Origin of the sequence: Streptomyces sp. NPDC047981 (assembly GCF_040653315.1) — a bacterium.
Lineage (GTDB): Bacteria > Actinomycetota > Actinomycetes > Streptomycetales > Streptomycetaceae > Streptomyces.
In genome coordinates this window covers 1-23,625 of sequence record NZ_JBEZNQ010000041.1, presented here as the reverse complement: position 1 = coordinate 23,625, position 23,625 = coordinate 1, and the positions used below count along the sequence as shown (strand labels likewise).

The 23,625-nt window shown below is 76.0% G+C and carries 19 protein-coding genes and 1 pseudogene; 16 read left to right on the top strand and 4 right to left on the bottom strand.

Translation table 11 applies throughout. The features are described from left to right. Positions 1–39 precede the first annotated feature (39 nt). The 3 genes from AB0E14_RS23735 (at position 40) to AB0E14_RS23725 (ending at position 3,617) form a co-directional block, all read left to right on the top strand. Positions 40–1,332 (top strand): protein phosphatase 2C domain-containing protein, encoded by a 1,293-nt coding sequence (locus AB0E14_RS23735; RefSeq protein WP_362421471.1) that lies wholly within the window; start codon positions 40–42, stop codon positions 1,330–1,332. A gap of 27 nt (positions 1,333–1,359) precedes the next feature. Beyond that, a complete protein-coding gene (locus AB0E14_RS23730) occupies positions 1,360–3,102 on the top strand; it encodes a pyruvate dehydrogenase (RefSeq protein WP_362421469.1) in 1,743 nt (580 codons plus the stop codon). 95 nt (positions 3,103–3,197) lie between these two features. Next, on the top strand, positions 3,198–3,617 hold the full coding sequence (locus tag AB0E14_RS23725; RefSeq protein WP_362421467.1) for an ATP-binding protein: 420 nt from the start codon (positions 3,198–3,200) through the stop codon (positions 3,615–3,617). A 36-nt stretch (positions 3,618–3,653) separates the two neighbouring features. On the opposite strand, the gene AB0E14_RS23720 is transcribed toward AB0E14_RS23725, so the two are convergent. Beyond that, complete coding sequence (locus AB0E14_RS23720) at positions 3,654–4,748, bottom strand: DUF2637 domain-containing protein (RefSeq protein WP_362421464.1); 1,095 nt, start codon at positions 4,746–4,748, stop codon at positions 3,654–3,656. Between the two features lie 227 nt (positions 4,749–4,975). After that, positions 4,976–5,833 carry a (2Fe-2S)-binding protein gene (locus AB0E14_RS23715; protein WP_362421461.1) on the bottom strand — a complete coding sequence of 286 codons (858 nt, stop codon included), beginning with the start codon at positions 5,831–5,833 and terminating at the stop codon, positions 4,976–4,978. Positions 5,834–5,981: 148 nt separating this feature from the next. Between AB0E14_RS23715 and AB0E14_RS23710 the strand changes: the two genes are divergently transcribed. Both AB0E14_RS23710 and AB0E14_RS23705 read left to right on the top strand, forming a co-directional pair. Next, complete coding sequence (locus tag AB0E14_RS23710; RefSeq protein WP_362421459.1) at positions 5,982–6,941, top strand: GntR family transcriptional regulator; 960 nt, start codon at positions 5,982–5,984, stop codon at positions 6,939–6,941. 192 nt (positions 6,942–7,133) lie between these two features. After that, on the top strand, positions 7,134–8,948 hold the full coding sequence (locus AB0E14_RS23705; RefSeq protein WP_362421456.1) for a hypothetical protein: 1,815 nt from the start codon (positions 7,134–7,136) through the stop codon (positions 8,946–8,948). A gap of 60 nt (positions 8,949–9,008) precedes the next feature. Here AB0E14_RS23705 and AB0E14_RS23700 read toward each other — a convergent pair whose 3' ends face one another. Both AB0E14_RS23700 and AB0E14_RS23695 read right to left on the bottom strand, forming a co-directional pair. Beyond that, a complete protein-coding gene (locus AB0E14_RS23700; protein ID WP_362421453.1) occupies positions 9,009–9,797 on the bottom strand; it encodes a hypothetical protein in 789 nt (262 codons plus the stop codon). A 169-nt stretch (positions 9,798–9,966) separates the two neighbouring features. Next, entirely contained in the window at positions 9,967–11,241 is a 1,275-nt protein-coding gene (locus AB0E14_RS23695; RefSeq protein WP_362421450.1) for a hypothetical protein, read from the bottom strand. Between the two features lie 138 nt (positions 11,242–11,379). Between AB0E14_RS23695 and AB0E14_RS23690 the strand changes: the two genes are divergently transcribed. The 11 genes and pseudogenes from AB0E14_RS23690 to AB0E14_RS23640 all read left to right on the top strand — a co-directional run. Next, on the top strand, positions 11,380–12,390 hold the full coding sequence (locus AB0E14_RS23690) for an ABC transporter substrate-binding protein (protein WP_362421447.1): 1,011 nt from the start codon (positions 11,380–11,382) through the stop codon (positions 12,388–12,390). Between the two features lie 41 nt (positions 12,391–12,431). Then, positions 12,432–13,337, top strand: coding sequence for an iron ABC transporter permease (locus AB0E14_RS23685; RefSeq protein WP_362421604.1), 906 nt, complete (start codon positions 12,432–12,434; stop codon positions 13,335–13,337). Then, complete coding sequence (locus AB0E14_RS23680; protein ID WP_362421444.1) at positions 13,334–14,446, top strand: iron ABC transporter permease; 1,113 nt, start codon at positions 13,334–13,336, stop codon at positions 14,444–14,446. Before AB0E14_RS23685 ends, AB0E14_RS23680 begins: the two co-directional genes overlap by 4 nt. Positions 14,447–14,496: 50 nt before the next feature. Continuing rightward, a pseudogene (locus AB0E14_RS23675) lies at positions 14,497–15,358 on the top strand (ABC transporter ATP-binding protein). Between the two features lie 63 nt (positions 15,359–15,421). Then, complete coding sequence (gene amiA, locus AB0E14_RS23670; protein ID WP_362421441.1) at positions 15,422–15,556, top strand: streptamidine family RiPP; 135 nt, start codon at positions 15,422–15,424, stop codon at positions 15,554–15,556. Between the two features lie 116 nt (positions 15,557–15,672). Continuing rightward, entirely contained in the window at positions 15,673–16,560 is an 888-nt protein-coding gene (locus AB0E14_RS23665) for a hypothetical protein (RefSeq protein WP_362421439.1), read from the top strand. Continuing rightward, positions 16,557–18,065 (top strand): CocE/NonD family hydrolase, encoded by a 1,509-nt coding sequence (locus tag AB0E14_RS23660; protein ID WP_362421435.1) that lies wholly within the window; start codon positions 16,557–16,559, stop codon positions 18,063–18,065. The genes AB0E14_RS23665 and AB0E14_RS23660 overlap by 4 nt, the downstream gene beginning before the upstream one ends. After that, complete coding sequence (locus tag AB0E14_RS23655) at positions 18,062–19,438, top strand: YcaO-like family protein (protein ID WP_362421432.1); 1,377 nt, start codon at positions 18,062–18,064, stop codon at positions 19,436–19,438. The genes AB0E14_RS23660 and AB0E14_RS23655 overlap by 4 nt, the downstream gene beginning before the upstream one ends. A gap of 15 nt (positions 19,439–19,453) precedes the next feature. Next, a complete protein-coding gene (locus tag AB0E14_RS23650) occupies positions 19,454–20,953 on the top strand; it encodes a nitroreductase (protein ID WP_362421429.1) in 1,500 nt (499 codons plus the stop codon). Next, the gene (locus AB0E14_RS23645) at positions 20,950–22,776 is read left to right on the top strand and encodes an ATP-binding cassette domain-containing protein (RefSeq protein WP_362421427.1); all 1,827 of its coding nucleotides are present in this window, start codon (positions 20,950–20,952) and stop codon (positions 22,774–22,776) included. The genes AB0E14_RS23650 and AB0E14_RS23645 overlap by 4 nt, the downstream gene beginning before the upstream one ends. Then, positions 22,773–23,625, top strand: an 853-nt coding sequence (locus AB0E14_RS23640; RefSeq protein ID WP_362421424.1) for an ABC transporter transmembrane domain-containing protein, incomplete at its 3' end; no start/stop codon positions are given. The genes AB0E14_RS23645 and AB0E14_RS23640, both read left to right, overlap by 4 nt.

Below are 23,625 nucleotides of genomic sequence, written 5' to 3'. Positions count from 1 at the left end.
TCCCGTTTTCTGGCGGCCTGCGCGGTGGACAATAAGGGCATGACTCAGCAGGGGGACCACTGGTGGGACAAGCTCTACGACGACGCGGTGCCGGACACGGCCCCGACTGCCACGGGCGACACGCTCGACGACCGCTTCGACTCCGCGTCACGCGCCACGACGAGCACGACGGGGTCCCCGCCGGCGGGTGACCCGACACCTCCGCCCGCGGTGACGCGCCCGCCCCGGGCTCCCTGGGAGCCCCCGGACGCGGACCCCGATGCCACGCTCGCCGTGGACCGCCCCACCCCCGAGCCGGCTCCCGCGGCAGCCCCCGAGGCCCCCGAGCCGCCTGCCCCTCCGCTGCCGCGCCCCCGTACCGCGCACATCGGCAACCGCCCGCCCACCTACGAGGCCGAACCGACCGCGCTGCCCCTCGCCCGGCCGGGCGAGCTCGGCGAACTGGTCGCCGACACCGTCCTCGACGGCGCCCGCTACGGCTCGTACACCCTGCGCGCCGCCTCCCAGCGCGGCGACTCCGCCCGTTACCGCGGCGAACCCCGCAGGGACGCCCTGCTCACCGCCCGGTTCGGGCACGAGGAGGCCGCGCTCGTCCTCGTCGCCGTGGCGAGCGGCGCCCGGTCCGCCGAGGGCGGGCACCTCGCCGCCGCCGACGCCTGCCGCTGGATCGCCGAGGCCGTCGGCCGCAGCCACACCCGGCTCTCCGAGGACATCCGCTCCGGCCGCAGGGGTGACCTCAAGTCCGGGCTGCACCGGCTCACCGACCGCACGTACGGCAAGCTGCGGGCCCGCGCCGCCGAACTGGGCGTGGAACCTGAGGAGTACACCGCGACCCTGCGCTGCCTGCTGCTCTCGGCCGACCCCGACTGCCGCACCCGGGTCTTCTTCGGCATCGGCGCGGGCGGCCTCTTCCGGCTCCGTGACGGCGCCTGGCAGGACATCGAGCCGCTGCTCCCGGAGCCCGCCGCGCTCAGCGGAGCCCCGGTCGTCGGCTTCGGCTCCCCGCCGTCGGAGACCGCCGACGGCGACCGCCGGACCATGCGGCTCAGCGTCACCGGCCCGCCCGGCGCCCCCTTCGTGGAGGATCCCCTCCCGCCGCCCGCCGAACCGTTCCGCTTCCGCGCCTCCGTCGCCCGCCCCGGCGACACCCTCCTGCTCGCCTCGAACGGACTCGCCGAGCCGATCCGCGGCGAACCCGCCCTCGCGAAGGAGCTGGCGCAGCGCTGGGCGTCCCCCGAACCGCCCGGGCTCGCGGCCTACCTCGCCGACACCCAGCTCCGGGTGAAGGGGTACGCCGACGACCGCACGGGGGTCGCCGTCTGGGAGGCGTAACGCTCCGCCCCATGGGTTGATGGACCCATGGCCAGACAGAACGTGGCGGAGCAGTTCGTCGACATCCTCGTCCGGGCCGGCGTCCGGCGACTGTACGGAGTCGTGGGCGACAGCCTGAACCCGGTCGTCGACGCCGTCCGGCGTACCCCCGACATCGACTGGATCCAGGTCCGGCACGAGGAGGTCGCGGCCTTCGCCGCCGGGGCCGAGGCCCAGATCACCGGCCGGCTCACCGCCTGCGCCGGTTCCTGCGGCCCGGGCAATCTGCACCTGATCAACGGCCTGTACGACGCGCACCGCTCGATGGCCCCGGTCCTCGCGCTCGCCTCGCAGATCCCCTCCAGCGAGATCGGCCTCGGATACTTCCAGGAGACGCATCCGGACCGGCTCTTCGCCGAATGCAGCCACTACAGCGAGCTGATCTCCAGCCCCCGGCAGATGCCGAGGCTCCTCCAGACGGCCATCCAGCACGCCGTCGGGCAGAGCGGCGTCAGTGTCGTCGCGCTCCCCGGCGACATCGCCTCCGAGCCCGCGCCCGACAAGGCCTGGCAGACCGCGCTCGTGACGTCCCGGCCCACCGTCCGCCCGGGTGACGAGGAGATCGACGCGCTGGTGAAGATGGTCGACGAGGCCGATCGGGTGACGCTGTTCTGCGGCAGCGGGACGGCCGGCGCGCACGCGGAGGTGATGCAGTTCGCCGAGCGGGTCAAGGCGCCCGTCGGCCACGCGCTGCGCGGCAAGGAGTGGATCCAGTACGACAACCCGTTCGACGTCGGGATGAGCGGACTGCTCGGCTACGGAGCGGCCTACGAGGCCACTCACGAGTGCGATCTGCTGATCCTGCTCGGCACGGACTTCCCGTACAACGCCTTCCTGCCCGACGACGTCAAGATCGTCCAGGTGGACGTCCGTCCCGAGCGCCTCGGGCGGCGCTCCAAGCTCGACCTGGCGGTCTGGGGCGACGTACGGGAGACGCTGCGCTGCCTGGTCCCGCGGGTGCGGGCGAAGACGGACCGCCGCTTCCTCGACCGGATGCTGAAGAAGCACGCCGACGCCCTCGAAGGGGTCGTCAAGGCGTACACCCGCAAGGTCGAGAAGCACGTCCCGATCCACCCGGAGTACGTCGCCTCGGTCCTCGACGAACTCGCCGACGACGACGCGGTGTTCACCGTGGACACCGGCATGTGCAATGTATGGGCCGCCCGATACATCACCCCCAACGGGCGGCGCCGCATCATCGGGTCGTTCTCGCACGGCTCGATGGCGAACGCGCTGCCGCAGGCCATCGGCGCCCAGTTCACCGACCGCCGCCGACAGGTGATCTCGATGTCGGGCGACGGCGGATTCTCCATGCTGATGGGCGACTTCCTCACACTCGTCCAGTACGACCTCCCCGTGAAGATCGTTCTTTTCGACAACTCCTCTTTGGGCATGGTCGAGTTGGAGATGCTGGTGTCCGGCCTCCCGTCGTACGGCACGACCAACCACAACCCCGACTTCGCCGCCGTCGCCCGCGCCGCCGGCGCCTACGGTGTGCGCGTCGAGAAGCCCAAGCAGCTCGCGGGCGCCCTCAAGGACGCCTTCAAGCACAAGGGTCCGGCGCTCGTCGACATCGTCACGGACCCCAACGCGCTCTCCATCCCGCCGCGGATCAGCCGCGAGATGGTCTCCGGCTTCGCCCTCTCCGCGAGCAAGATCGTCCTCGACGGCGGTGTGGGCCGGATGGTCCAGATGGCCCGTTCCAACCTGCGCAACGTCCCCCGGCCCTGAGGAGCCGCGTCCGTTCGGCGCCACTCCGGTATGAATGCGCGACGTTCGGTGGGGCATGCATCCCCGTGAGCCTGTTCGAGGAGATGTGTACCGACATGTGGGTGGGGGTTATGAACGGGGAGGCACGACAGCCGACTCAACTGCTCAGAAAGGTGGGATGCGCGGATCTCACCGCCGTTCCGGAGGTGCGCCACGCCCTGCGCAGAATGCTGCGGACCTGGGGCGGACCGGGCGCGTCCGACGTCGCGGAGCTGCTCACCAGTGAACTCGTCACCAACGCTCTGATCCATACCGACCACGGCGCGGTGGTGACCGCGACCGTGGTGCCCGACAGCCTGCGCGTGGAAGTACGCGACTTCGTCCCCGGGCTCCCCGAGCCGCGCGTACCGGTCGCCGACGACGGTACGAACGGAAGGGGTCTCGTCCTGGTCCAGGAACTTGCCGACTCCTGGGGGGTGGAGGACCACGGCGTGGGCAAGGTGGTGTGGTTCGAACTGAACGGCGGGGCGGCGTGAGAGCTCTCACGCCGCCCCGCCGTTCTCGCGGGCGGTTCACCCGAACTGCTGTTCCAGGTCCTTCAGCTTGCGCTCCAGCGAGTCGAGCCGGGGCAGCGTCTGGGTGTCGTCCTCGGCGGTGAGGTCCACCGTGCGGGGTTCAGTACCTCGCACGGCCTGGAGGGAGGGCCGGTGTCGAAGCGGCAGCTGTCCGGGGTCGGCTATGGCGGGCTCCGCGACGGCGGTCCCCACGGACGGCGTCGCGGAGCCGGTGCCCGCGTTCAGGGACGGTGTCGCGGAACCCGCTCCGGCGCCCAGTGACGGCACCTCGACCTGACGGCCGCCTCCACGCCCCAGGCCGAAGGCCCGGTGCTGGCGGTTGATCGCCTTGATCCTGGCCCGGTCGAGCTTCTCCTGCTCGCGCCTGCGGTGCCGGTTCTGCTCCTTCTCGCGCCGGTCCTCGCGCACCTCGTCGACGGCCTCGTCCAGGGTCCGTACGCCCTCGAGGAGCATCAGCGACCACGCGGCGAAGGTCTCCCTGGGCGCCCGCAGCCACCGGACGATCCGGATCTGCGGCAGCGGACGCGGCACCAGGCCCTGCTCGCGCAGCGCCGCCCGGCGGGTCTGCTTGAGCGCCCGGTCGAAGAGGACCGCGGCCGAGAGGGACATGCCCGCGAAGAACTGCGGGGCGCCGTCATGGCCCAGGCCGCGCGGCGCGTGCACCCAGTTGAACCAGGCCGCCGCGCCCGCGAACAGCCAGACGAGGAGCCGCGAGCCGAGGGCCGCGTCGCCGTGGCTGGCCTCTCGGACCGCGAGGACCGAGCAGAACATCGCCGCCCCGTCGAGGCCGAAGGGGACGAGGTACTCCCAGCCCCCGGTGAGGTTCAGGTTCTGCCGGCCGAAGCCGACGAGACCGTGGAAGGAGAGCGCGGCGGCGACGGCCGCGCAACAGAAGAGCAGGACGTAGGAGGCGGTTCCGTAGATCGCTTCCTTGCGCCTGCGGCGTTCCTCGCTGCGTTCCCAGGAGTCCTCGGCCGCGGCCTGGTCACCGGCGCGCTTGCCGCGCGCGAGCACCGCCACCGCCGTCAGGACTCCGGCCACCATCACCCCACCGGGAAGCAGCCAGTCCAGCGATATGTCGGTCAGTCTCATGCGGTGTCCCTCGCATCGCAGTAGGGCGTTACGGCCGCCCATACTGGCCGACCCCGGAGGCGCCCCACGCCGTTTCGCGGCAAGAGCACGCCATTGGGCCCCGACGGCATACGAATAGGTGCGATCCGGTCGAACTGCCGGGCGATGCAAGGGAGTTGCGTTCGATTCACGCCACCCGATCGGGTGGCGTAATCCGAAGGCCCGCCGCTGGGCGGCGGACGGGTCCGTCAGGCGGTCGCGGCGAGCCGGCGGACCCGCTCGGCGTCGCACGTCCGCGGGCAGGTCAGACAGGTGTCCTCGGGGCGCAGGGTGTAGAAGAAGCAGCAGGTCGCCCGGTCCCGGGTGGCGCGGGGCGTGCCGTCGGGCGCCTCGGCCCCCGGCAGCTCGCGGAAGCCCGCGGCGCCGGCGTACGGCTTGGCCGTGCCGGGCATCAGCAGCTCCAGCTCGGCCATCCCCCGCTCCTCCTCGCCGAGCAGCGCCGCGATGTACCAGAGCCCCTCGACGATCTCGTCGGTCGCCATCCCCCACAGCGCCCGCCTGCCGCGGCGCATCCGCGGCCCGAAGCCGGCCAGGACCTCTTCGAAGTGCTCGGCGAGCGCGGCCCTCGCCTCGGCCCGCAGGGCCTCCTCGTCCGGGACGACCCGGGCGCCGGGCAGTGCGGCGGCGGGGTCGCCCGGCAGGCAGGCGAACTCCTCGATCCGGACGGCCATCCGTCCCAGGGCCCGCTGGAAGGACACGTTGCGGACGGGCAGGCGGGGGACCCTGCGGTGCAGGAACCAGGGGACCGTGACCAGGAGGCAGGCGGGCCAGGCGTACCGGTGCAGTCCGAAGCTGGCGATCACGTCGGGCCTGGCCTGGGTGCCGTAGTCACGCAGCACCTGCGCGTTGTCCCAGGCGAGGAAGGCGTCCAGGGCCGCTCCGCCGGCCGCGAGCTCGTCCGCGCCGACCCAGCCGGCACCGCGCGGCGGCTGCTCGTGGCTGCCCAGTTCCTCTATCCGCAGGCTGGGGAACACCTCGCCGAGGCGGGCGTACGAGGCCGCGACGGGCGAGGTGAAGGGGGCGGGGAGCAGGGCGGGGAGGGCCATACGGGACCACCGAATCGCGATCGTTAGCAGGTTAGCCTTACCTTACCCGATGCGTCGGAGGTTTGAACTGCGGCCCCGTCCGCCTATCGTGCACAGGGGGCCTCGGTATCGCGAGCCAGGCCCGGCACGACCCCGCAGGAGGACCCGGGTGGAGCAGGGCAGAGCGCGCGAAGAGTCGCACCTGTCGTACGGCGGGTCCGCACGGGTTCCGGCACAGGCACGGGGCGCGGCGCCGCCCGAACGGGGCGAGCCGGCGGCCGTCCGGGGCGAGTCCGCGGCCGTACGAGGGGATTCCCGGGGCGTACGGGGCGAGCCCGCGGCTGTCCGAGGGGATTCCTCGGGCGTCCGCGGCGAGCCCACCGCTGTGCGGGGCGAGCACACCCACAGTGAGCCGCCCGCACCCCGTCCGGCCCCCGTCGCCGGGAGCGCCTACCTGGCCGCGCCCGTTCCCGCGCCCGCACCTGCCCCGGAGGCGTCTCCGCGCACCGTCCGGCGTCACTCCGTGCGCGGCCAGATCCTCCAGGCCCTGCGCACCGCGCTCGTCGGCGGCGAGCTGGTCCCCGGCGAGGTCTACTCCGCCCCCGTCCTCGCCGAGCGCTTCGGCGTCTCCGCGACCCCCGTACGGGAGGCCATGCAGCAGCTGGCCGTGGAGGGCGCCGTGGAGGTCGTACCGAACCGGGGATTCCGCGTCACCGAGCGCACCCCGCGCGAGCTCGCCGAGCTGGCCGAGGTGCGCGCGCTCATCGAGGTCCCGGTCATGCTGCGGCTCGCCCGCACGGTCCCGGCCGCCCGCTGGGCCGAGCTGAGACCGCTGGCCGAGGCCACCTCGACCGCCGCCGCGCGCGGCGACCGCGCCCACTACGCCGAGGCCGACCGCGCCTTCCACCGGGCGGTCCTCTCCCTCGCGGGCAACGAGCAGCTCCTCCTCGTCGCCGACGACCTGCACCGCAGGTCCCAATGGCCCCTGGTGAGCGGCCCGGTGACCCGGCACGGCGACCTGGTGGCGGACGCGGCGGAGCACACCGCCCTCCTCGACGCCCTGATCGCCCAGGATGTCACCGTCGTACAGGCACTTGTCAGAGAGCATTTCACCGGATCGGCGGACTGACGACTAAGGTCGTTGCCGTCAGTCGGCACGGGGTCAGGCGTCGGCCGTCGGTGGCCGGCCGTTGCCCGTGTCCGCTGTCGCCGTCCGGTCGCTCCCCAGGCTCGGTTGTCGCCCTCGTCCCGTCCGTACAGCGCCGTCCGTGAGGTGTCCCATGCCGTCCGCGACTCCCTCCCCGGCGTGGGGAAGGTGCCCGTGACCGGATCCGTCCGTGGAGACCGCCCCGCCGCCGGTACGGAGGCCGAGGCGGCGGCCCTGCTCGGCTGGCTCACCGACCCGGACGCCCCGCGCCTCTGCCTGGTCGTCGGCGGGCCGCGCCGGGGAAAGACGGCGCTCCTCGGCTGGCTCGCCGCGCACGGCACGCGCGCGGGCGCGCGCCGCAGGCGGGCGGCGCGTGAGCTGATCCCGCTCGCCGGCCAGTGCGCGCTCGGCGCGGCCTGGACGGTCGCGAACCGGCTCGGCGTCGTGGCCCGGACGCCCGGCGAACTCGTCCAGGCCGTCGCCACGACGGAGGCGCGCCGCGCGGCCCTGGTCCTGCCGGACCTGCACGCCGCCGCGGAACCCGAGGCGATCGCCGAACTCGTCGCCGAACTGGCCGCGTCGGGCCGGGTCCGCCTGGTCGTCGAGACGTGCAAGGGCACACCGTCGTACGACCTGCTCGTGGCGAAGGGCCGGGTCATGGTGGTCGACCTGGACACCGACGTCGAGGACACCGCGGGCCGGGCGGAGCCGGGGCGTGGCCCGGGCTCGGGGTCCGCTTCGACGTCCGGTTCGGGCCGGGCCCGTGGGGCCGGGGGCAAGGGCGCACGCGCGGGAGCCGGTTCGGGCTCGGCCGCGCACGCGGGCGAGGACGTCGGGGCCGAGCACGGTGCGGGCGCGGAAGCGGAGTGGGGCCCGGGCCGGTGGCCCGCGGCGGAGCCGTACGAGGCGCGGCACGCGGTCGACCTCGCCGATCCGGTCGCGGTCTGTACGGCCGACCCGCTGCGGGTCACCACCGCGTACGTGACCGGACCCGGCGACGACCGGGGCGGCCTCCGGTCGGCGTGGCTGCGGACCGGGCAGTCGCTCTGCCGCGACCAGCACCCGGCCGACCGGGCCGTCGTCCTGCTCGGCGCCCTCGGGGACGGGGCGGACCCCCGGCTGCGCCCGGCGCTGCGCGGGCTCGCCGCGGACGCGCCCTGGCGCGTGCGGTGGACCAGGGTGCGCGGCGACCTGACCCCGCCGTGGCCCGGGCCGGTCACGGCTCTGGGGGTGACGGGCGACCAGCTGCTGGTCGCGGGCACCACCGACACCGTGCAGGTCCTCGGCGCGGCCGACGCGACGACCGCGGGCGAGCCGCTGCGGAGCCCGTCGGGAGGCCGGATCAAGACACTGGCCCCCGCGCCCGACGGCACACTCCTGCTCCTCGACGAACGGGGCCGGCTGCTGCCCGTCCCCGGGCCCGCCCCCAGGCCGCCGTACCTCGAACGGCTCACGACCGCCGTCGCGGCGACCCTCACCCGGCACCCGGGCACGGCGCTCGCCGCGATCGGCGGTTCGGTGGTGGTGGGCGACCGGCTCGGCTCGGTCCACGCCTTCGGCCTGACGGGCATCCACCAGGCCGCCCTGCACAGCGGCCGGGTGACGGCGGTGACGGCCGTCGAGACGGAGACCGGCCCCTTCCTCTGCAGCGGCGGCCAGGACGGCACGGTGCGCCGCTGGATCCCGGGCCGGGACCCGGAACCGACCCCGATCGCCGAACGGCGCGTGCCGGTCGTCTCGTTGCACGCCGCCGAGTCCGCCGAGTCCGCCGAGGGCGCGCTGCTCGCGATCGCCTGGGCCGACGGTCTCGTCGAACTCCACGACCTGGAGACCCGCGCCCGCCTCCCGTTCCGTCCGGGACCCCCGGTCCGCGCGGTGGCGGTTATGCCGGACGGAGCGGTGGCCGTCGGCATGGACGAGGCGCTGCTGTGCCTGGAACGGGTGCCCGGCTGGGCCCGGCCGCGCCGCAGGGGGCCGACGGCCGGGTGAGGCGAACGGCCGGGCCGCCGTCCTTCGGACGACGGTCCGGCCGCATGGTCCGACGGTCCGTCAGACGGCGGGCCTGGGCGTCAGTTGGGCGGCGAGCCAGGTCGGTACGCCGCCCAGGAGGCGGAAGAGGCGGGCCGCCTCGGCGCGCAGGCGCCCCGCCTCCGGTTCCGTCTCGGTGTCCGCCAGGGCGGTGAGCGCCGGGGCCGTACCGACCAGGTAGCCGAGTTCCTCGCGGATCCGCAGGGACTCGGCGAAGCCGTGCCGTGCCTCCGCCAACTCGCCCTCCCTCAGGGCGAGTCCGGCGAGATGCCGCCAGGTGGAGGAGAGCAGCAGGCTGTCGCCCTGGGCCGAGGCGCCCGCGTGGGCGCGCCGGTAGGCGGCACGGGCCGCCTGCGGGGAGTCGCCGATGTTCTGGGCGACAAGTCCGCGCCGGTAGTCGAGGAGCGGGCGCCCCTCGGCCGACGGCCCGATGAGCGCCGCGGCCCGGCCGAGCGCGGCGGTCGCCTCGTCCGCCCGGTCCCGTACCCCGAGCAGGGTCGACGCGTAGGCGAGATAGCCGCGTTCGCACGCGGCGGCCCCGCGCTCCTCGTCCGTCTGTGCCACGGCCTCGGCCGCCCGGAGCGCCTCCTCCGCGTCCGCCCACCCCTGTTCGGTGTAGAGGCAGCGCTCGATCAGGAGAGCCGCCCGCTCCAGCGCTGCCGCCGGTTCCGCCGCGCGGGGGGCGAGCAGAGCTGCCGCGTCCGTCCAGCAACCGCGCGAGCGCAGACGCCATATGGCCGTCTCCACCGGGGTCGCCCCGCCGTAGCCAAGGGCCGGATCGTCGCCACCCGTTGTTCCGGAACCAGACATGGCGGTGTCCGCCACATTGCCCTCCCCGAGCGCGCCATTGAGCTATTGGGTCAGCCCGCATCTCAGCACGAACGCGCGGGGCTGGCCAAGGGGTCAGGTGAAAGATTTCACAAGACAAGACCTTGACCGGTATGCGGACGCTGTGCGTCCGAGCCCCGGGACGGCACGCTCAGCGGCCGATCCGGTCCGCCTGCGCCCCGTCCCCCGGGGCCACGAGGGCCAGATGGCCGCCGTCGTCGAGGGGTGTCGGCACCTTCAGGGTCGTCAGGGGGCGCATTCCCTCGAAGAGATGAACCTCCCCGTGACCGCCCCGGCTGACGGCCGTGTACGCGGCCCCGGGCGACGCCGCGACGGCCCGCCGCTGCACGCCGTCCCAGGGCGTGCCGCCCGGCAGCGGCGCGCCGTCCATCGGCGGCAGCGGCAGGCGGGCGGTGACGCGGGGCAGGGGAGTGTGGGACGGGTCGAGCAGGACCAGTTCGTCGCCGTCCGGGTGCACCCGTGCGTACGCGACGTGCGCGGCGGCGACCGCGAGCCGGAACACCAGGCCGGGGCCGAGCGGCACGCGTCCCGTGCGGCCGGTCGTGAGGTCGTGGAACCAGGCGTCGTTGGTCCACTCCGGCCACCGCCCCGGGTCGGCGGGCCCGCCGCGCACGCAGGACCACAGGGCGCGCCGGGCCGGGTCGAGGCGGAGGTAGTAGCCGCGGCCCTGGCCCGCCCAGGAGAGCGGTTCCTCGGCGACGAGCCGGGCGCCTGCGGGCCCGTCCTCCCGGCGGGCGCGGTGGACACCGGAGCCGGCCGCGGCGAACAGCCGCCCGCTGTACGGGTCGAGAGCGTCGCCGTGCCCGTCGTGGTCCGGGAGCGGCAGTTCGTGGTCGGGGGCGGCCGGCGGGCAGGCGGGCGCGCCGGCGAGCAGCGTCCCTGCGGCGTACGCGGAGAGGGTGCCGGGTTCGCGGTGCCGCAGGACGACGAGCGGGTCCGCGTCGCCGAGCAGGGTGACGCCCGGCTCGCCGACCCGGGTCCGCACCCGCACGGAGCGGGGCCGGACCGATCGGGCCCCGCCGGGGGTGGGGGAGGTCAGGTCGGGGCGGAGGTCGACCAGGGTCAGCAGGTCGCTCCACGGCTCCTCGTTGCGGCCGAGGCCGGTCGTCACCGCCACCAGGCGCCCCGAGGCGTCGGTCGCCAGGTGCTCGGCCGGCGTGGCCACGGGCGCCGTCGTCTCGACGAGCGGGCGGCCGGCCTCGGGGCCGTAGGGGTCCAGGACGACCAGCTCGCCCGCGAGGTCGTCGACGAAGGCGCTCCGCCCGCCGGGCAGGGCGAGGAATCCGGCGTGCTCGGCGAGGTGCCGGCCCTCGACGACCCCGACGGTCGACCCGCCGGGCAGGTCCAACACGCGTATGCCTCCGGCGACTTGGTCGGCGACGAGAAGGCGGGGCGGCAGTGGCATGGGAGCTCCGGGGTGGGGTGCGGGGAGGCGGGCCTATTGATAATGATTATCATGTGGCACTCTGTGCGGTGCGAGCAGCCCCGGGACGCCCGCCGCACACGCCTGCCCCGTCCCGGGCCACACAGAACCGAGGAACACATGTCGCGCAGGATGCTCGTGCTGCGAAGGGCGCGCCGGTGGACGGCCGCCGCCGTCCTGGGAACCCTGCTCGTCGGCTGCGGCGCCGCCGCGGGCGACGGCAGCGGTGCGGACGGCGGCTCCGGGAACGGAGCTGCGAGCGGCTCCGCGACCTCCTTGACCGTCCGCCCGATCAAGGCTGCCCGTACCGTCACGGACGCCAAGGGCGTCACCGTCACGACCCCCGCTCCGCCGAAGCGGATCGTCTGCCTCGTCGCCCTGTGCGACGACATGCTGGCCGAGCTCGGCATGGAGCCCGCCGCCACCAACTCGGCGCTCCTCGCCCACGAGAAGTTCCTCGGCAAGGAGAAGGCCGGGAAGATCCCCGTCGTTCCCGGTGGCTTCCTCAGCCCCGAGACCGAGGCGATCCTCTCGTACGAGCCCGACCTCGTGATCGGTCTGGCCGACACCCACGGCAAGCTCGCCCCCGCACTCAAGGGCGCCACCGTCTTCTGGCCCGTCCAGCCCGGCGACTGGCAGGACAGCGTGGGCTATCTGCGCGACCTCGCCGCCCTCACCGGCCGGACGGAACAGGGCGAGGCGGCGGAGAAGGCCTTCCGCGCCAAGCTCGCGGCGGCGGAGCGGACGCGGAGCGAGAAGACCGCGCTGATCATCTTCGGCAGCGACGAGAACTTCGGCGTCGCCACCCCCGGCAACGACGTCGCCGCCGGGCTGTTCCCCTCGATCGCCGACTACCCCTGGAAGAGCCGGGGCGTCGAGGGCACGTACAGCATGGAGGAGATCCTCGCCCGCGACGTCGACGTCCTGTTCGTCGAGACCCTCTCCTTCGGCGGCCCCGCCGCCCCCGGGCAGCGCCTCTCCGACAAGCTCGCCAAGAACCCGCTCTGGTCGAAGATCCCGGCCGTGCAGAACGGCCGCGTCCACGAGGTCGACGCCGAGGTCTGGGCCAAGGGCCGCGGCACCCGGTCGCTCGGACTCGTCCTCGACGAGGCGACGGCCGCGCTGCGGTGAAGCCCCTGTCGCTCCGTCAGGCGGGCGGCGGAGCCGCGGTCCTGACCGCGGCCGTCGCGTGCGCGCTGCTCCTGCCGGCCCTCGGGGCCGACGGCGTGACCTCCACGGTGATCCTCACCGAACTCCGCCTTCCCCGGCTCGTCCTGGCCCTGGTGGCCGGGGCCTGCCTGGGGGCCGCCGGGCTCGTCCTGCAGGAGGCGCTCCGCAACCCGCTCGCCGTACCGGAGATGCTCGGCGTCTCCGGCGGCGCCGCGCTCGGGGTCGCCGCGCCGCTCGTCCTCGCCCTGCCCGTGCCGCTCCTCGCACAGCCGCTGCTCGCCCTCGCCGGCGCGGCCCTCGGCGGGCTGCTCACCCTGCTCGCCGCCGGGTTCGGGCGCAGCCCGAGCGCGGTCCTGCTCACCGGAGCCGCCGTCGCCGCCGCGCTGCAGGCCGCGTTGCTGGTCCTGATGGTCCTCGCCGACCAACTCGACCTGCAGATCGTCTACCGCTACCTCCTCGGCAGCCTCTCAGCCCGGGCCTGGGACGACGTCACGGGTCTGTGGCCCTGGCTCGCGGCGGCGGTTCCCGCGCTCGTGCTCTGCGCCCCGGTCCTCGGCGTGCTGCGGCTCGGCGACGAGGACGCCCGCGCGCTGGGTGTCCGGGTACGGCGCGCCCGACTCGCCGCGCTCGGGCTCGCGGTGCTCCTGATAGCCCCGGTCGTCGCGGTCTGCGGCCCGATCGCCTGGGTCGGCTTCCTCGCCCCGCACCTGGCCCGCAGGTTCCGGCCCGACGGCGGCGCGGTGACCTGGCTGCCCTGGTCGGCCGCGCTGGGCGCCCTCGTGGTGCTCTGCGCCGACCAGCCGGCCCGCCTGGCGCTGAGCCCGATCGAGACACCGGTCGGCGCCTGGACCGCGCTCCTCGGCGTGCCGGCGGGGGTCGCTCTGCTGCGGACGGGGGCGGGACGATGACGGCGACCACGTCGGTACGGGACCTGGACCGTCAGCAGAGTCCGGGGTCCGTACGGGGACGGGGGCGGGGGCGGCGACCGCGTCCGGCGTCGCGACGGCCGCCCGCGTGGGCGCTGTTCGGCCTCCTCGCCGTCGGCCTCGCGCTGGTCGTCGCGGGCGGTCTCGTGGCCGGGCGGGCCGTCGGGGCGGGGGAGGTCGCCGACGTCCTGAGGGGCGGCGGGGAGCCCCTCGCACGCCATGTCGTGCTCCGACTCCGGCTCCCCAGAACCCTGGTGGCGGTCACCGCGGGAGCCTGCCTGGCGCTCGCGGGCCTCGTCCTGCAGGCGGCGCTGCGCAACCCGCTGGCCGGCCCCGAGGTCACCGGGGTCACCCCCGGCGCCGTGCTCGGCGCGGTGGCCGCGACCGGGCTCGGTCTCGCGGGCTGGGAGTCCCCGTTCGCGGTGGTCGTGGCCGCCTGTGCGGGCGGCTTCACCGGGGCGGGGCTGCTCTGGCTGCTCGCCGGCCGGGACCGGGGCGACCCGGACCGCACGGCGGTGCACGGGGTCCTCGTCTCGGCGGTCCTGTCCGGGCTCACCGCGATGGTCCTGCTCGTCGCGCCGGGCGAACTCGGCAGTGTCGTGCAGTGGCTCGTCGGCTCCACCGAGGGCCGCGTCATGGACCACTGGCACCTGCTCTGGCCCTGGGCGGCGGTCTGGGGCCTGGCCGCCTGCCTGCTCGCCGCGCCCCTGACCCTGCTGCGGTGCGGGGACGAACAGGCCGCGGCGGCCGGTCTGTCCACCGGCAGGGCCCGCCTCGCCGCCCTCGTCTGCGCGGTCGCCCTGACGGCGGGCGCGGTGGCCGTGGTGGGCGCGCTCGGATTCGTGGGGCTGCTGGTGCCCCATCTGGCCCTCGCGCTGTTCGGGGCCGATCTGCGCGGGGCGCTGCCCGGCGCGGCCCTGCTGGGCGCGGTGGTCGTGGGTGGGGCCGACGCCACCGCGCAGTGGCTCTCGCCCGTCCTGGCCGACGCCCTGGGGACGGACCGGCTGAGTCTCCCGACGGGCGCGCTGACCACCGGTGTGGGCGCGGCGCTGCTGCTGATCGTGGCCCGCAGGCGACAGGAGGAGAGATGAGAAGGATCACGGAGTCCCTCGGGACCCGAGCGGTGGAGGCGGGCCACGCCCTGGGCGCCTCCGAAGGCCGCCCCGGGCCGCCGCCCCACGCGGGCTCGCTACGCACCGAGGCGCTGCGGTTCGGATATCCGGGCCGGGACGTGCTGGCCGGTGTCGAACTGGCCGTCGAACCGGGGGAGTCGGTCGCGCTCGTGGGGTTGAACGGCTGCGGGAAGTCCACGCTGCTGCGGCTCTGCGCGGGGCTGCTGCGGCCGGCCGGCGGCCGGGTGCTGCTCGACGGTGACGACCTGGCGCGGATGTCCCGTCGCGAGGCCGCCCGCCGCGTGGCGATCCTGCACCAAGCGGCGCCCCCGGTACCGGGCATGACGGTGCGTCGGCTGGTGCGCCAGGGCCGGTACGCGGCCCGGGGCCCGCTGGGCATGCTGCGCGACGGCGACGACGAGGTCTGTGCGCGGGCCATGGCGGACGTGGGCGTGGAGACCTGGGCCGACCGTCCCGTGGACGACCTGTCGGGCGGTGAACGGCAGCGCGTACGGCTGGCCATGGCCCTCGCGCAGGACACCCGGATCCTGCTCCTGGACGAGCCCACGACCTATCTCGACCTGCGGCACCAGCTGGAGGTGATGCGGACGGTGGTGCGGCTGCGGGAGGAGCGGGGGCTGACCGTGGTGATGGTGCTGCACGACCTGGGCCACGCGGCGCGGTTCGCCGACCGGATCGTGGCGCTGCGGGAGGGCCTCGTGGCGGCCGACGGGCCGCCCGAGAAGGTCGTCACTCCCGCGCTGCTGGCCGATGTGCTCGGTGTGGCGGGCCGGGTGGGGCGTGATCCGGAGGGCGGATGGCCCGTGTGTTACCCGGATCACCCTCTGGAAAGCGCCGAGGAGGTTGCGAAATGAAAATCATATTCATTAGTGTCTGTGGTGCGCCGCCGGACACGACGGCGTGACCCATCCACGACGAATGGAGAGTCAACTCATGGAGCAGCACAAGGTGTTCAGCCCGATCGCGGAGCAGGGCCAGCTCGCCCACCTGTCCGCCACCCACTCGAACGCCCTGGTCGAGAACCCCTTCGACGACACCGTCGAGGCGGACACCGACTCGGACAACTGAGTCCGGGCGTCCGGCACTGAGCCGGACACTCGGGGGCCCGCCCGGATCGCCTTCCCGGGCGGGCCCCTCCCGTTCCACCCCCCCTGCGCACCCCCGACCGTCCAGGAGAGACCGCCGTGACCACCGCCCGACTCGCCCCCGGTGTCGCCCTCGTCGCCGTCCCCGGCCACGGGCTCGCCGTACGCACGCCCGCAGGGGAGTTCCTCCGCGTCGACACCGGCGCGGTCGCCCCCGAGGAGCTCGTGAACCGGCTCACGAGCGGTGGAGGAGCAGGCGAACTCGACCACCTGGTGGCCGCGTTCGAGGAGGCCGGATACACCACGCGGGAACCGTCCACCCCCGCCGACCGGCCCGCCGCCGGGACGACGCTCGCCGGCCGGACCGTACTCGCCCTCGGGGACCCGGTCCTCACCGGTCCGCTCGCCCGGTGCGTACGGGACCTCGGCGGCGAACTCCGGCACACCGCGCCCGGCGAGCTGTCCGATCTGGCCGGCCGACCGCGTACCGCCGTCGTCTGGTGCCTCGACGGACCCGTACCGCCGGGCCTCTGGGACGCCGCGGACCGGCTCCCGAACGGCGGAACGGCCTGGCTGCGCTGCCACCGCGAGGGCGGCCAGGTGTGGGTGGAGCCGCCCGCCTGCGCTCCCGGTGACGTCAGCTCCGCCGACGTACGGCTCCGCCGCCTCGCCGCGACCCCGGCCCACCGCGAACTGGCCGCGTACTGGGAGGGCTCGCGCTTCGGCGACGAGGGTCCCGGCCACGACGCCGCATCGGCCGCGTTCACCGCGGGCCTCCTCGCCGCCGACCTCCTCGCCTGGGCCGAAGGGCCGGACGGCCCGCGGCTGCGCACGGCCCGCCGACGCCTGCGCCGCATCGACCTGGGGGAACTCACCCTCACCGCCCACCCGGTCCTGCCGGTCCCGGCGGTCGCCGGCGCCGCCGCCCCCGATGGCCGGGTCGGGGCACGCGCGGCTGACGGGCGTACGGTTCGGGGCGCCGCGTGAGGACTCTGCGCGTCGGCGGGCTCGCCACCGACCTTTGCCTCCCCGACGGCGAGGGCCCCCACCCCGCCGTCCTCCTCCGCACCCCCTACGACCGGCGCCGCCACCGCGCCGAACTGCGGGCCTGGGCCGCGCGCGGGTTCGCCGCCGTCGGCCAGGACGTCCGCGGGCGGCATGCCTCCGAAGGCACCTGGTCGCCCTACCGCTCCGAGGCCGCCGACGGAGCGGCCGCCCTCGCCTGGATCAGGGGCCAGGAGTGGAGCGACGGACGCGTGGTCGCGGTCGGCGCCTCCTACGCCGCGCACTGCGCCCTCGCGCCGCTCCTCGACGGGCCCGTCGGGCACGCGCCCGACGCCGTGATCGCCGCGGTGCCCGCGCTCGGGCCCGGTGAAGTGGCGCGCGAGGAGAGCGGAGTGGAACGGCTGTCGGCGCGGGCCGGCTGGTGGCTCGCGCACGGCGACCGCACCGACTCCGACGAACACGCCCTCGCCCACGCCCTGCGCGACACCCCCGACCTCCTCGACCGGCTCCCCGTCTCGCGCCTGCTCCCGCACGCCTCCTGGCCCGGGGTCTGGGCCGCGCGACGCGACGACCGGCCGACGGTGCGAGCCGCGGCCGCCCGCGTGCCGCTGCTCGCCGTCGGCGGCAGCCGTGACCCCTTCGCCACCGACACGCTCCGGCTCTGGCGCTCCTGGGGCGGCCCGGCGCGGCTCCTCCTCGGCCCCTGGGGCCACGGCCTCACCGCCGGCCCGGCGCCCGAGGCCCGTCCCGAACACCACCTGGACCTCGGCTCGTTGTACGCCCGCTGGGCCCGCCGCGCGCTCGCCGGAACCCTCACGGGCCGGCGCGGCGCGGTCGCCCTGGGCGGCAGCGCCCACTGGCGCGGTGCGGAGGCGGAGGCCCGCGCGTCCGGCGCCCCCGCCCCCGGCCGCGCGGGCCTCGTTCCGTACCGCTTCGGCGAGAGTGCCGGCCTGCGGCTCGTGCGCGGGGCCGAGTTCCTCGCCGATCCCGAGCGGCCCGTGCGCTCCGACCGGCTCGACATCGACGAACGCGCCGCGCCCGACCGCTGTCTGCTCGCGAGCCCGCCGCTCCCGCGCCCCCTCGACCTGCACGGCGAGGCCGAGGTGCGGCTCGTGGCCGCGGCCGAGGGGCGCAGCGCCGACTGGGCGGTACGGCTCGTGGCCCTCCGCCCCGACGGGCGGGCCGAGCCGCTGGCCACCGGCGTGGTGCGGTCCACGCCCGGACACGAGAGCTTCGAGCAGCGGGAGTTGACCGTTCCGCTCGGCTACCTCGCCCGCCGCCTGGAGGCCGGGCTCCGCCTCCGTGTCGAGGTCGCGGGACACCACTTCCCCGCCCACGCCCGCAACCCCCACACCGGGGACGACCCGGTCACCGCCACCCGGCTGCTGCCCTCCCGGCGGACCGTGCGGATGGCGGGCAGCGCCCTGCTGCTGCCCGTGAGCCCCCGGACCGTCGCCATCGATCCCGTACAGGAGACACTCCGTTGACCCTCACCGGCGTACCGTCCCTCGACGCGCTCGTGGACCCCGTCTGCGGGCTCATACGCGGAGTCGAGCCCGTCCCGCACCCCACGGGCGCCCCGCCCCGCTACACCGCGATGACCGCGGAGGTCGCCGACGCGCGCAGGTTCGGGCCCTGGCCCGCCGACCGGGTCTCCCTCGGCACCACCTTCGGCGACGCGCGCGGCGCCCGCCTCGCCGCCGTCGCCGAGGCCGTCGAGCGCTACTGCGGCAACCGCCTCCCGCCGCCCGGCCACCCGGACGCGCCCCGCCTCGCCACGGCCGCCGAACTCCGCGCGGAGGGACGGCGGTTGTACGGCCCCGGTGACCTGCCCACGTACGCCGCGTGGCAGTACGCCCGCCCCCGCTTCCCCTACCGCCCACTGGACGACGACACCCCCGCGCTCTGGGCCAGGGGCGACGAGCCCGGTCGGGGCGAGTGCTGGGTCCCGGTCGCGCTCAGTCACCTCAACTGGCGTCAGGGCGACCTGCGTTCGCTGCCGCGCACCCACCACCTCAACTACGCGGGCATCGCCACGGGACAGGGCTTCGACGACGCCGTCGAGCGCGGACTCCTCGAAGTCGTCGAGCGTGACGCCCTGGAACTGTGGTGGCACCTCGACGGGCCCACCCGGGGCATCGACCCCGGCTCCGTGCCCGGGCTCGACCGCGACCTCGAAGGGTGCGGGCTCGACGTCCGGATCGTGGAGATGCCCTCCGAGTTCGCGCCGTGCGTCGCCGCATGGGTCTACGACCCCGAACGCGGCATCCACGCCGCCGGGTTCGCCTGCCGCTACGACCCCGCGGAGGCCGCCCGCAAGGCGGTCCTGGAGGCGGTCCACACCTGGGTGTTCACCCAGGGCGCGGTCGACGCCGACGGCTGGGTCTTCCGCGCGATCGAGGCCGGCATGCTCGCCCGCGGCCTCTACCTCGACCACCGGGCCGACCGGCGCTACCTCGACGCCGTCGGCGAGGACTTCGCGGCGGTACGGGACCTGGGCGCGCACGTCCAGGTCTGGCTCGACCCGAGGATGGCCGCCCACGCCCGCCGCTTCACCGAACCGGCCCTCGGCGTCGTCCCCGTGGACGCGATACCGGCGGGCAGCAGGTCCGCCCTCGACGCCCGCCTCGCGGCGGGCGGCCACCGGCTGATCACCCTCGACCTGACGACCGAGGACATCGCCGAGACGCCCCTGCGGGTGGCGCGGGTGCTCGTGTCCGGGCTCGTCCCGAACGCCCCCGCGGCCTTCGCGTACCTCGGCTGCGAGCGCTTCGGCCATGCCGCCCTCGCACGAGGCTGGCGCACCGCCGCCCCCACGGCCCCGGGCGACTTCACGCTCACGCCGCCGCCGCACATGTGAGGGCGGGCACCGACGATGACCTACGAGGACGACGGGCACGCCGGGGGCGGGCTCAGGAACGCTCTCGCGCTGGCGCGTTCGACGCGCGAGCCGGGTCCGGACTTTCCCGCCGGGCCGGCGGTCGCCCGCCGGCCGGGGGCACCGATCCCCGTGCCGGGCTCGCCGGCGGCGGTGCTCACGGCGGCACTCGCGGGTGAGCGGCTGCGGCCGGCGGCGTCGGCGGGGGCGCTGCACCCCGTCAACGCCCATCTGCTGGTCGGACCGGGAGAGGAACTGGCACCGGGACGGTACGCCTACGACCCCGTGACCGACCGGCTCCACGCCCGCGGTGGCGCGCCCGCCGACGCCCCCGCGGGCATGGCCGCCGTCCTGACGGTGACCGCCCGCCGGACGGTCTCCCACTACGGCCACCGCGGCTGGCCCCTGCTCCTCCTGGACACGGGCCACGCGCTCGCCGCGCTCGCGCTCGCGGGGGCGGACGCGTACTGCGCCGACGCGAGCGGAGAGCTGCTGGCCGCCGCGGCGGGCCTGGGGACGCCGAGCGGTTCCGACGAGCCCGAACACGCCCTGGCCGCGGTGTGGTGGGGGCCGGGCGGTGCGCCTCGGGGCGACCTGCTGGACTGCTGGGCCGCCCACGGCTCCCGGGACGCACCGGGGGGCGGTCCGGGCAGGACCGCCCCCGGCGTGCTGGTCGCGGCCTGGGAAGCGCTGACGGAGGTGACCCGCTCCGGCGGCGAGGGGAGTTGGTCCGGCTTTCCGGGGCTGGTCGGGGAGGCCGTCCGGCTCGGGAGGGGCGGCCGTGGTGGGGTACCGGTCTCGGGCGGAATGCCGGGCCGCGCCCGCACGGCCGGTCTCGGCCCCGACTCGGCGGCCGGCCGCGGTGAGGCGTCGGACGATGTGGCACCGGCCAGCCCTGCAGGGGCCGTCCGGCCTCGCCGCAGTGCGGCGCCCGGCTTTCACGGGATCCCCGCCCCCGCCCAACTGGCCTGTCTCGTCAGGGCCGTCGAAGCCGCCGGGCCCGACGGCGTCCGCTGGTGCCTGGCTGTCGGCGGTCCCGAGCCGGCGGTCCTTGCGGGCCCCGGGCTCCGCGTCCTGGCCGTCGGGGACGCCCGTCCCACCCTCGCACGCTGGGCGGCGGGACAGGCGTGGCTCGCCGAGGCCGGGGCCGTACTCCTCGCGTACGGCTGTCCCGACGACACGGACCCCGCGCGGGTCCGTCGGGCGCACCTCGGCGCCGGCTACGCCGTGGGCCTCGCCCAGGCCCTGGCCTGCGCGGCCGGGTTGCCGTCCCGGCCCGTCGGCACCTGGCAGTCCGCCGACCTCGGCGCGGCCCTCGGCGGGCCACCTGACCGGGGACCGGTCCTGCACGCCCTGGCCGTCGGCTGGCACCCCCTGCCCGCGGGGGGCCGACCGGGCACCCGCGCGGGAGCGGGACCGCCGCCCGCCGCTCCGCGGCCCCTCGCGGGCGCCCCGGCCCACCCACCCGTACCCGCGCAAGGAGGCGCGTCGTCATGATGGTCCACCCGGAACTCGTCCGTGCCGTGCGGCCCGCGCGGGGGCGGCTCGCCCTCGCCACGGGCCTGCTCGTCGGGGTCGGCGTCACCCATCTCGCGCAGGCCGTCCTGCTGGCGTTCGCCCTCGCCCGGATCGCCCGGGGCGAGGGCGAGGGGCTCGGAGCGCTGCTCGCGGGCGTACTCGGGGTCGTGCTCGTACGGGCCTGGCTCACCCGCCTCCAGCGGCGGGCCGCCGTGCGCGCGGGCGCCACCGTGCGGACCGGGCTGCGCGACACGCTCCTCGCCCGACTCGGCGTGCTCGGCGCCCCGCGCGCCGCGGACGCGCGGGCCGGAGCCGTGCGCGCCACGCTCGTCGACGGCGTCGAGGGGGTCGACGCCTACGTCTCCCGCTACCTCCCCCAACTCCTCGTCACCGTCGCCGTACCCCCCGCCCTCCTCCTGGCCGTCGCCCTCGTCGAACCGTTCGCCGCCCTCGTGCTCGCCCCCGCCCTCCTGCTCGCGCTCCTCGCGCCCCGCTGGTGGGACCGGCTGCTCGCCCGGCGCGGGCAGGAACACTGGGGGGCGTACGAGGCCCTGTCCGCCGACTACCTGGAGGCGCTCCAGGGCATGCCCGCCCTCCGCGCCGCCGGGGCGGTCGCCCGGACCCGGGCCAGGCTGGAGGAGCGCTCGGCGGAACTCCACCGGGCGACCGTCGCCAAACTCCGGGTCTCCCTGGTCGACACGGGCATCACCGACCTCGCCGTCCAGGGTGGCACGGTCGCCGCCGCCCTCGTCGCCTGCTCCTCCGCCGTGTCCGGGCGGACCACGGCGACCGGCACCTACCTCGTCCTGATGCTGGCGTCCGAGTGCTTCCGGCCCGTGCGGGACCTCTCGCGCGAATGGCACTCCGGCTACCTCGGCGTCTCCGCCGCAGACGGCATCACCGCGCTGCGGACCTCGGCCGGTGCCCTGCCGGACACCGGACGGACCGTCGCCGCCTGGACCGAGGCGCCCGAGATCCGCTTCGAGGACGTCCGCCACACCCACCCGGGCGCCGCCGAACCCGCCCTGCGCGGCGTCACCTTCACCGCGGAGGCCGGGCGGACCACGGCGATCGTCGGGCCGTCGGGCGCGGGCAAGTCCACGCTCCTCGGGCTGCTCCTGCGGCAGGGCGGCGATCCGGACGGCGGCCGGATCACGGTCGGGGGCGCGGCGCACGGCTCGTACACCCTGGCGTCCCTCCGGCGCGGGATCGCGGTCGTCTCCCAGGACACCTACCTCTTCCACGCCTCCGTCGCCGACAACCTGCGCCTCGCCAGGCCGGAGGCCACGGACGCGGAACTCCGGGCGGCCGCGCGGGCGGCGGGCGTCCACGAGGAGGTACGGGCCCTGCCGGACGGCTACGGCACGGTCCTCGGCGAGCGGGGCGCGACGCTCTCGGGCGGTCAGCGTCAACGCCTCGCCCTGGCAAGGGCGTTGCTCGCCGACGCGCCCGTCCTCGTCCTGGACGAGGCGACCAGCGCCGTCGACGAGCGCCGCGAGGCGCACATCGGCCGCGCCCTGCGCACGGCGGCGCACGGGCGCACCTGCCTGGTGGTCGCGCACCGGCTGGCGTCGGTACGGGACGCGGACCGGATCGTCGTCCTGGACGGCGGCCGGGTCGACGCGATCGGCACCGACGCGGACCTGCGGGAGCGCGACGGGCTGTACGCCCGGCTGGTCGCCGCGGGAAGCGCGACGGACGCGAGGGAGACGAGGGACGTGGAGGCGAAGGACCCGGGCACGAGGGTCCGCGCCGCGAAGGACATCGACGCGCAGGACAGGGACGAGGAGACGGCGGCGTGAGGGGCGACATGACGGAGGGAACGGGCGAGCCGGGCACGGTCGGGCGCGGAGTCCGCGGCTGTAGCGATCCGGCGAGCCGTACCGAAGCGGCGGCGGCCGCCCCCGCGGCGCGCCCGGGCGGCGGTGCGTCGGGGTCCGGAACGCCCGGGGAGTCGCACCCCGCGTCGGACCCCCCGGCCTCCGCCCACGGTGCCCCGACCCCGCCCGGCGCCCTGCGGGCGCTGTTGCCCGTGCTCGGGGCCCATCGCGGGACGACCGCGCGGACCTTCGTCGCGGCGCTCGTCGACCAGGTCGCACTGGTCGCGCTGGTGACGCTGGCCGCGCACACCGTCGGCGCGGCCGTCGTCGACGGCGAGGCGCCCGGCGTGCGGACCGTGCTCGTCCTCGTGGCCCTCGTGCTCCTCCGGGCACTGGCCACCTGGCGGGAGATGGACCTCTCCCACGACCTCGCCTACCGCGTCCTCGCCGAGCTGCGCGTCCGCGTCTTCGACGGGCTCGCCCGGAGCGCGCCCGCGCGGATTGCCGGGCGGCGCAGCGGGGACCTCGCCTCCGCCGCGCTCGGCGACGTGGAGGCCCTCGAGTTCTTCTACGCGCACGCGATCGCCCAACTCCTCGCCACCGGTGCCGTCTTCACCACGGGATCCGTGGTCCTCGGTGTCGTCGACCCGTGGCTGCTCGCCGCCGTGCTGCCCGCCGCCGGGCTCCTGCTGCTCGGGCCCCTGCTCGACGGGCGCGGCCGGGCGGCGCGCGGGGCGCGGACCCGGGACGCGGCGGCCGCGCTCTCCGCCGAGACCGTCGAGACCGTCGACGGCCTGCGCGAGCTGCTCGCCTTCGGCGCCCTCGACCGGC

Excerpts from the sequence above, each read along its gene's own strand:
- AB0E14_RS23730 (WP_362421469.1), top strand. The coding sequence starts at position 1,360 with ATGGCCAGACAGAACGTGGCGGAGCAGTTCGTCGACATCCTCGTCCGG.
- AB0E14_RS23725 (WP_362421467.1), top strand. The coding sequence starts at position 3,198 with ATGTGGGTGGGGGTTATGAACGGGGAGGCACGACAGCCGACTCAACTG.
- AB0E14_RS23650 (WP_362421429.1), top strand. The coding sequence starts at position 19,454 with ATGACCTACGAGGACGACGGGCACGCCGGGGGCGGGCTCAGGAACGCT.
- AB0E14_RS23680 (WP_362421444.1), top strand. The coding sequence starts at position 13,334 with ATGACGGCGACCACGTCGGTACGGGACCTGGACCGTCAGCAGAGTCCG.
- AB0E14_RS23645 (WP_362421427.1), top strand. The coding sequence starts at position 20,950 with ATGATGGTCCACCCGGAACTCGTCCGTGCCGTGCGGCCCGCGCGGGGG.
- amiA (WP_362421441.1), top strand. The coding sequence starts at position 15,422 with ATGGAGCAGCACAAGGTGTTCAGCCCGATCGCGGAGCAGGGCCAGCTC.
- AB0E14_RS23690 (WP_362421447.1), top strand. The coding sequence starts at position 11,380 with ATGTCGCGCAGGATGCTCGTGCTGCGAAGGGCGCGCCGGTGGACGGCC.
- AB0E14_RS23715 (WP_362421461.1), bottom strand. The coding sequence starts at position 5,833 with ATGGCCCTCCCCGCCCTGCTCCCCGCCCCCTTCACCTCGCCCGTCGCG.
- AB0E14_RS23720 (WP_362421464.1), bottom strand. The coding sequence starts at position 4,748 with ATGAGACTGACCGACATATCGCTGGACTGGCTGCTTCCCGGTGGGGTG.
- AB0E14_RS23695 (WP_362421450.1), bottom strand. The coding sequence starts at position 11,241 with ATGCCACTGCCGCCCCGCCTTCTCGTCGCCGACCAAGTCGCCGGAGGC.
- AB0E14_RS23735 (WP_362421471.1), top strand. The coding sequence starts at position 40 with ATGACTCAGCAGGGGGACCACTGGTGGGACAAGCTCTACGACGACGCG.
- AB0E14_RS23700 (WP_362421453.1), bottom strand. The coding sequence starts at position 9,797 with ATGTCTGGTTCCGGAACAACGGGTGGCGACGATCCGGCCCTTGGCTAC.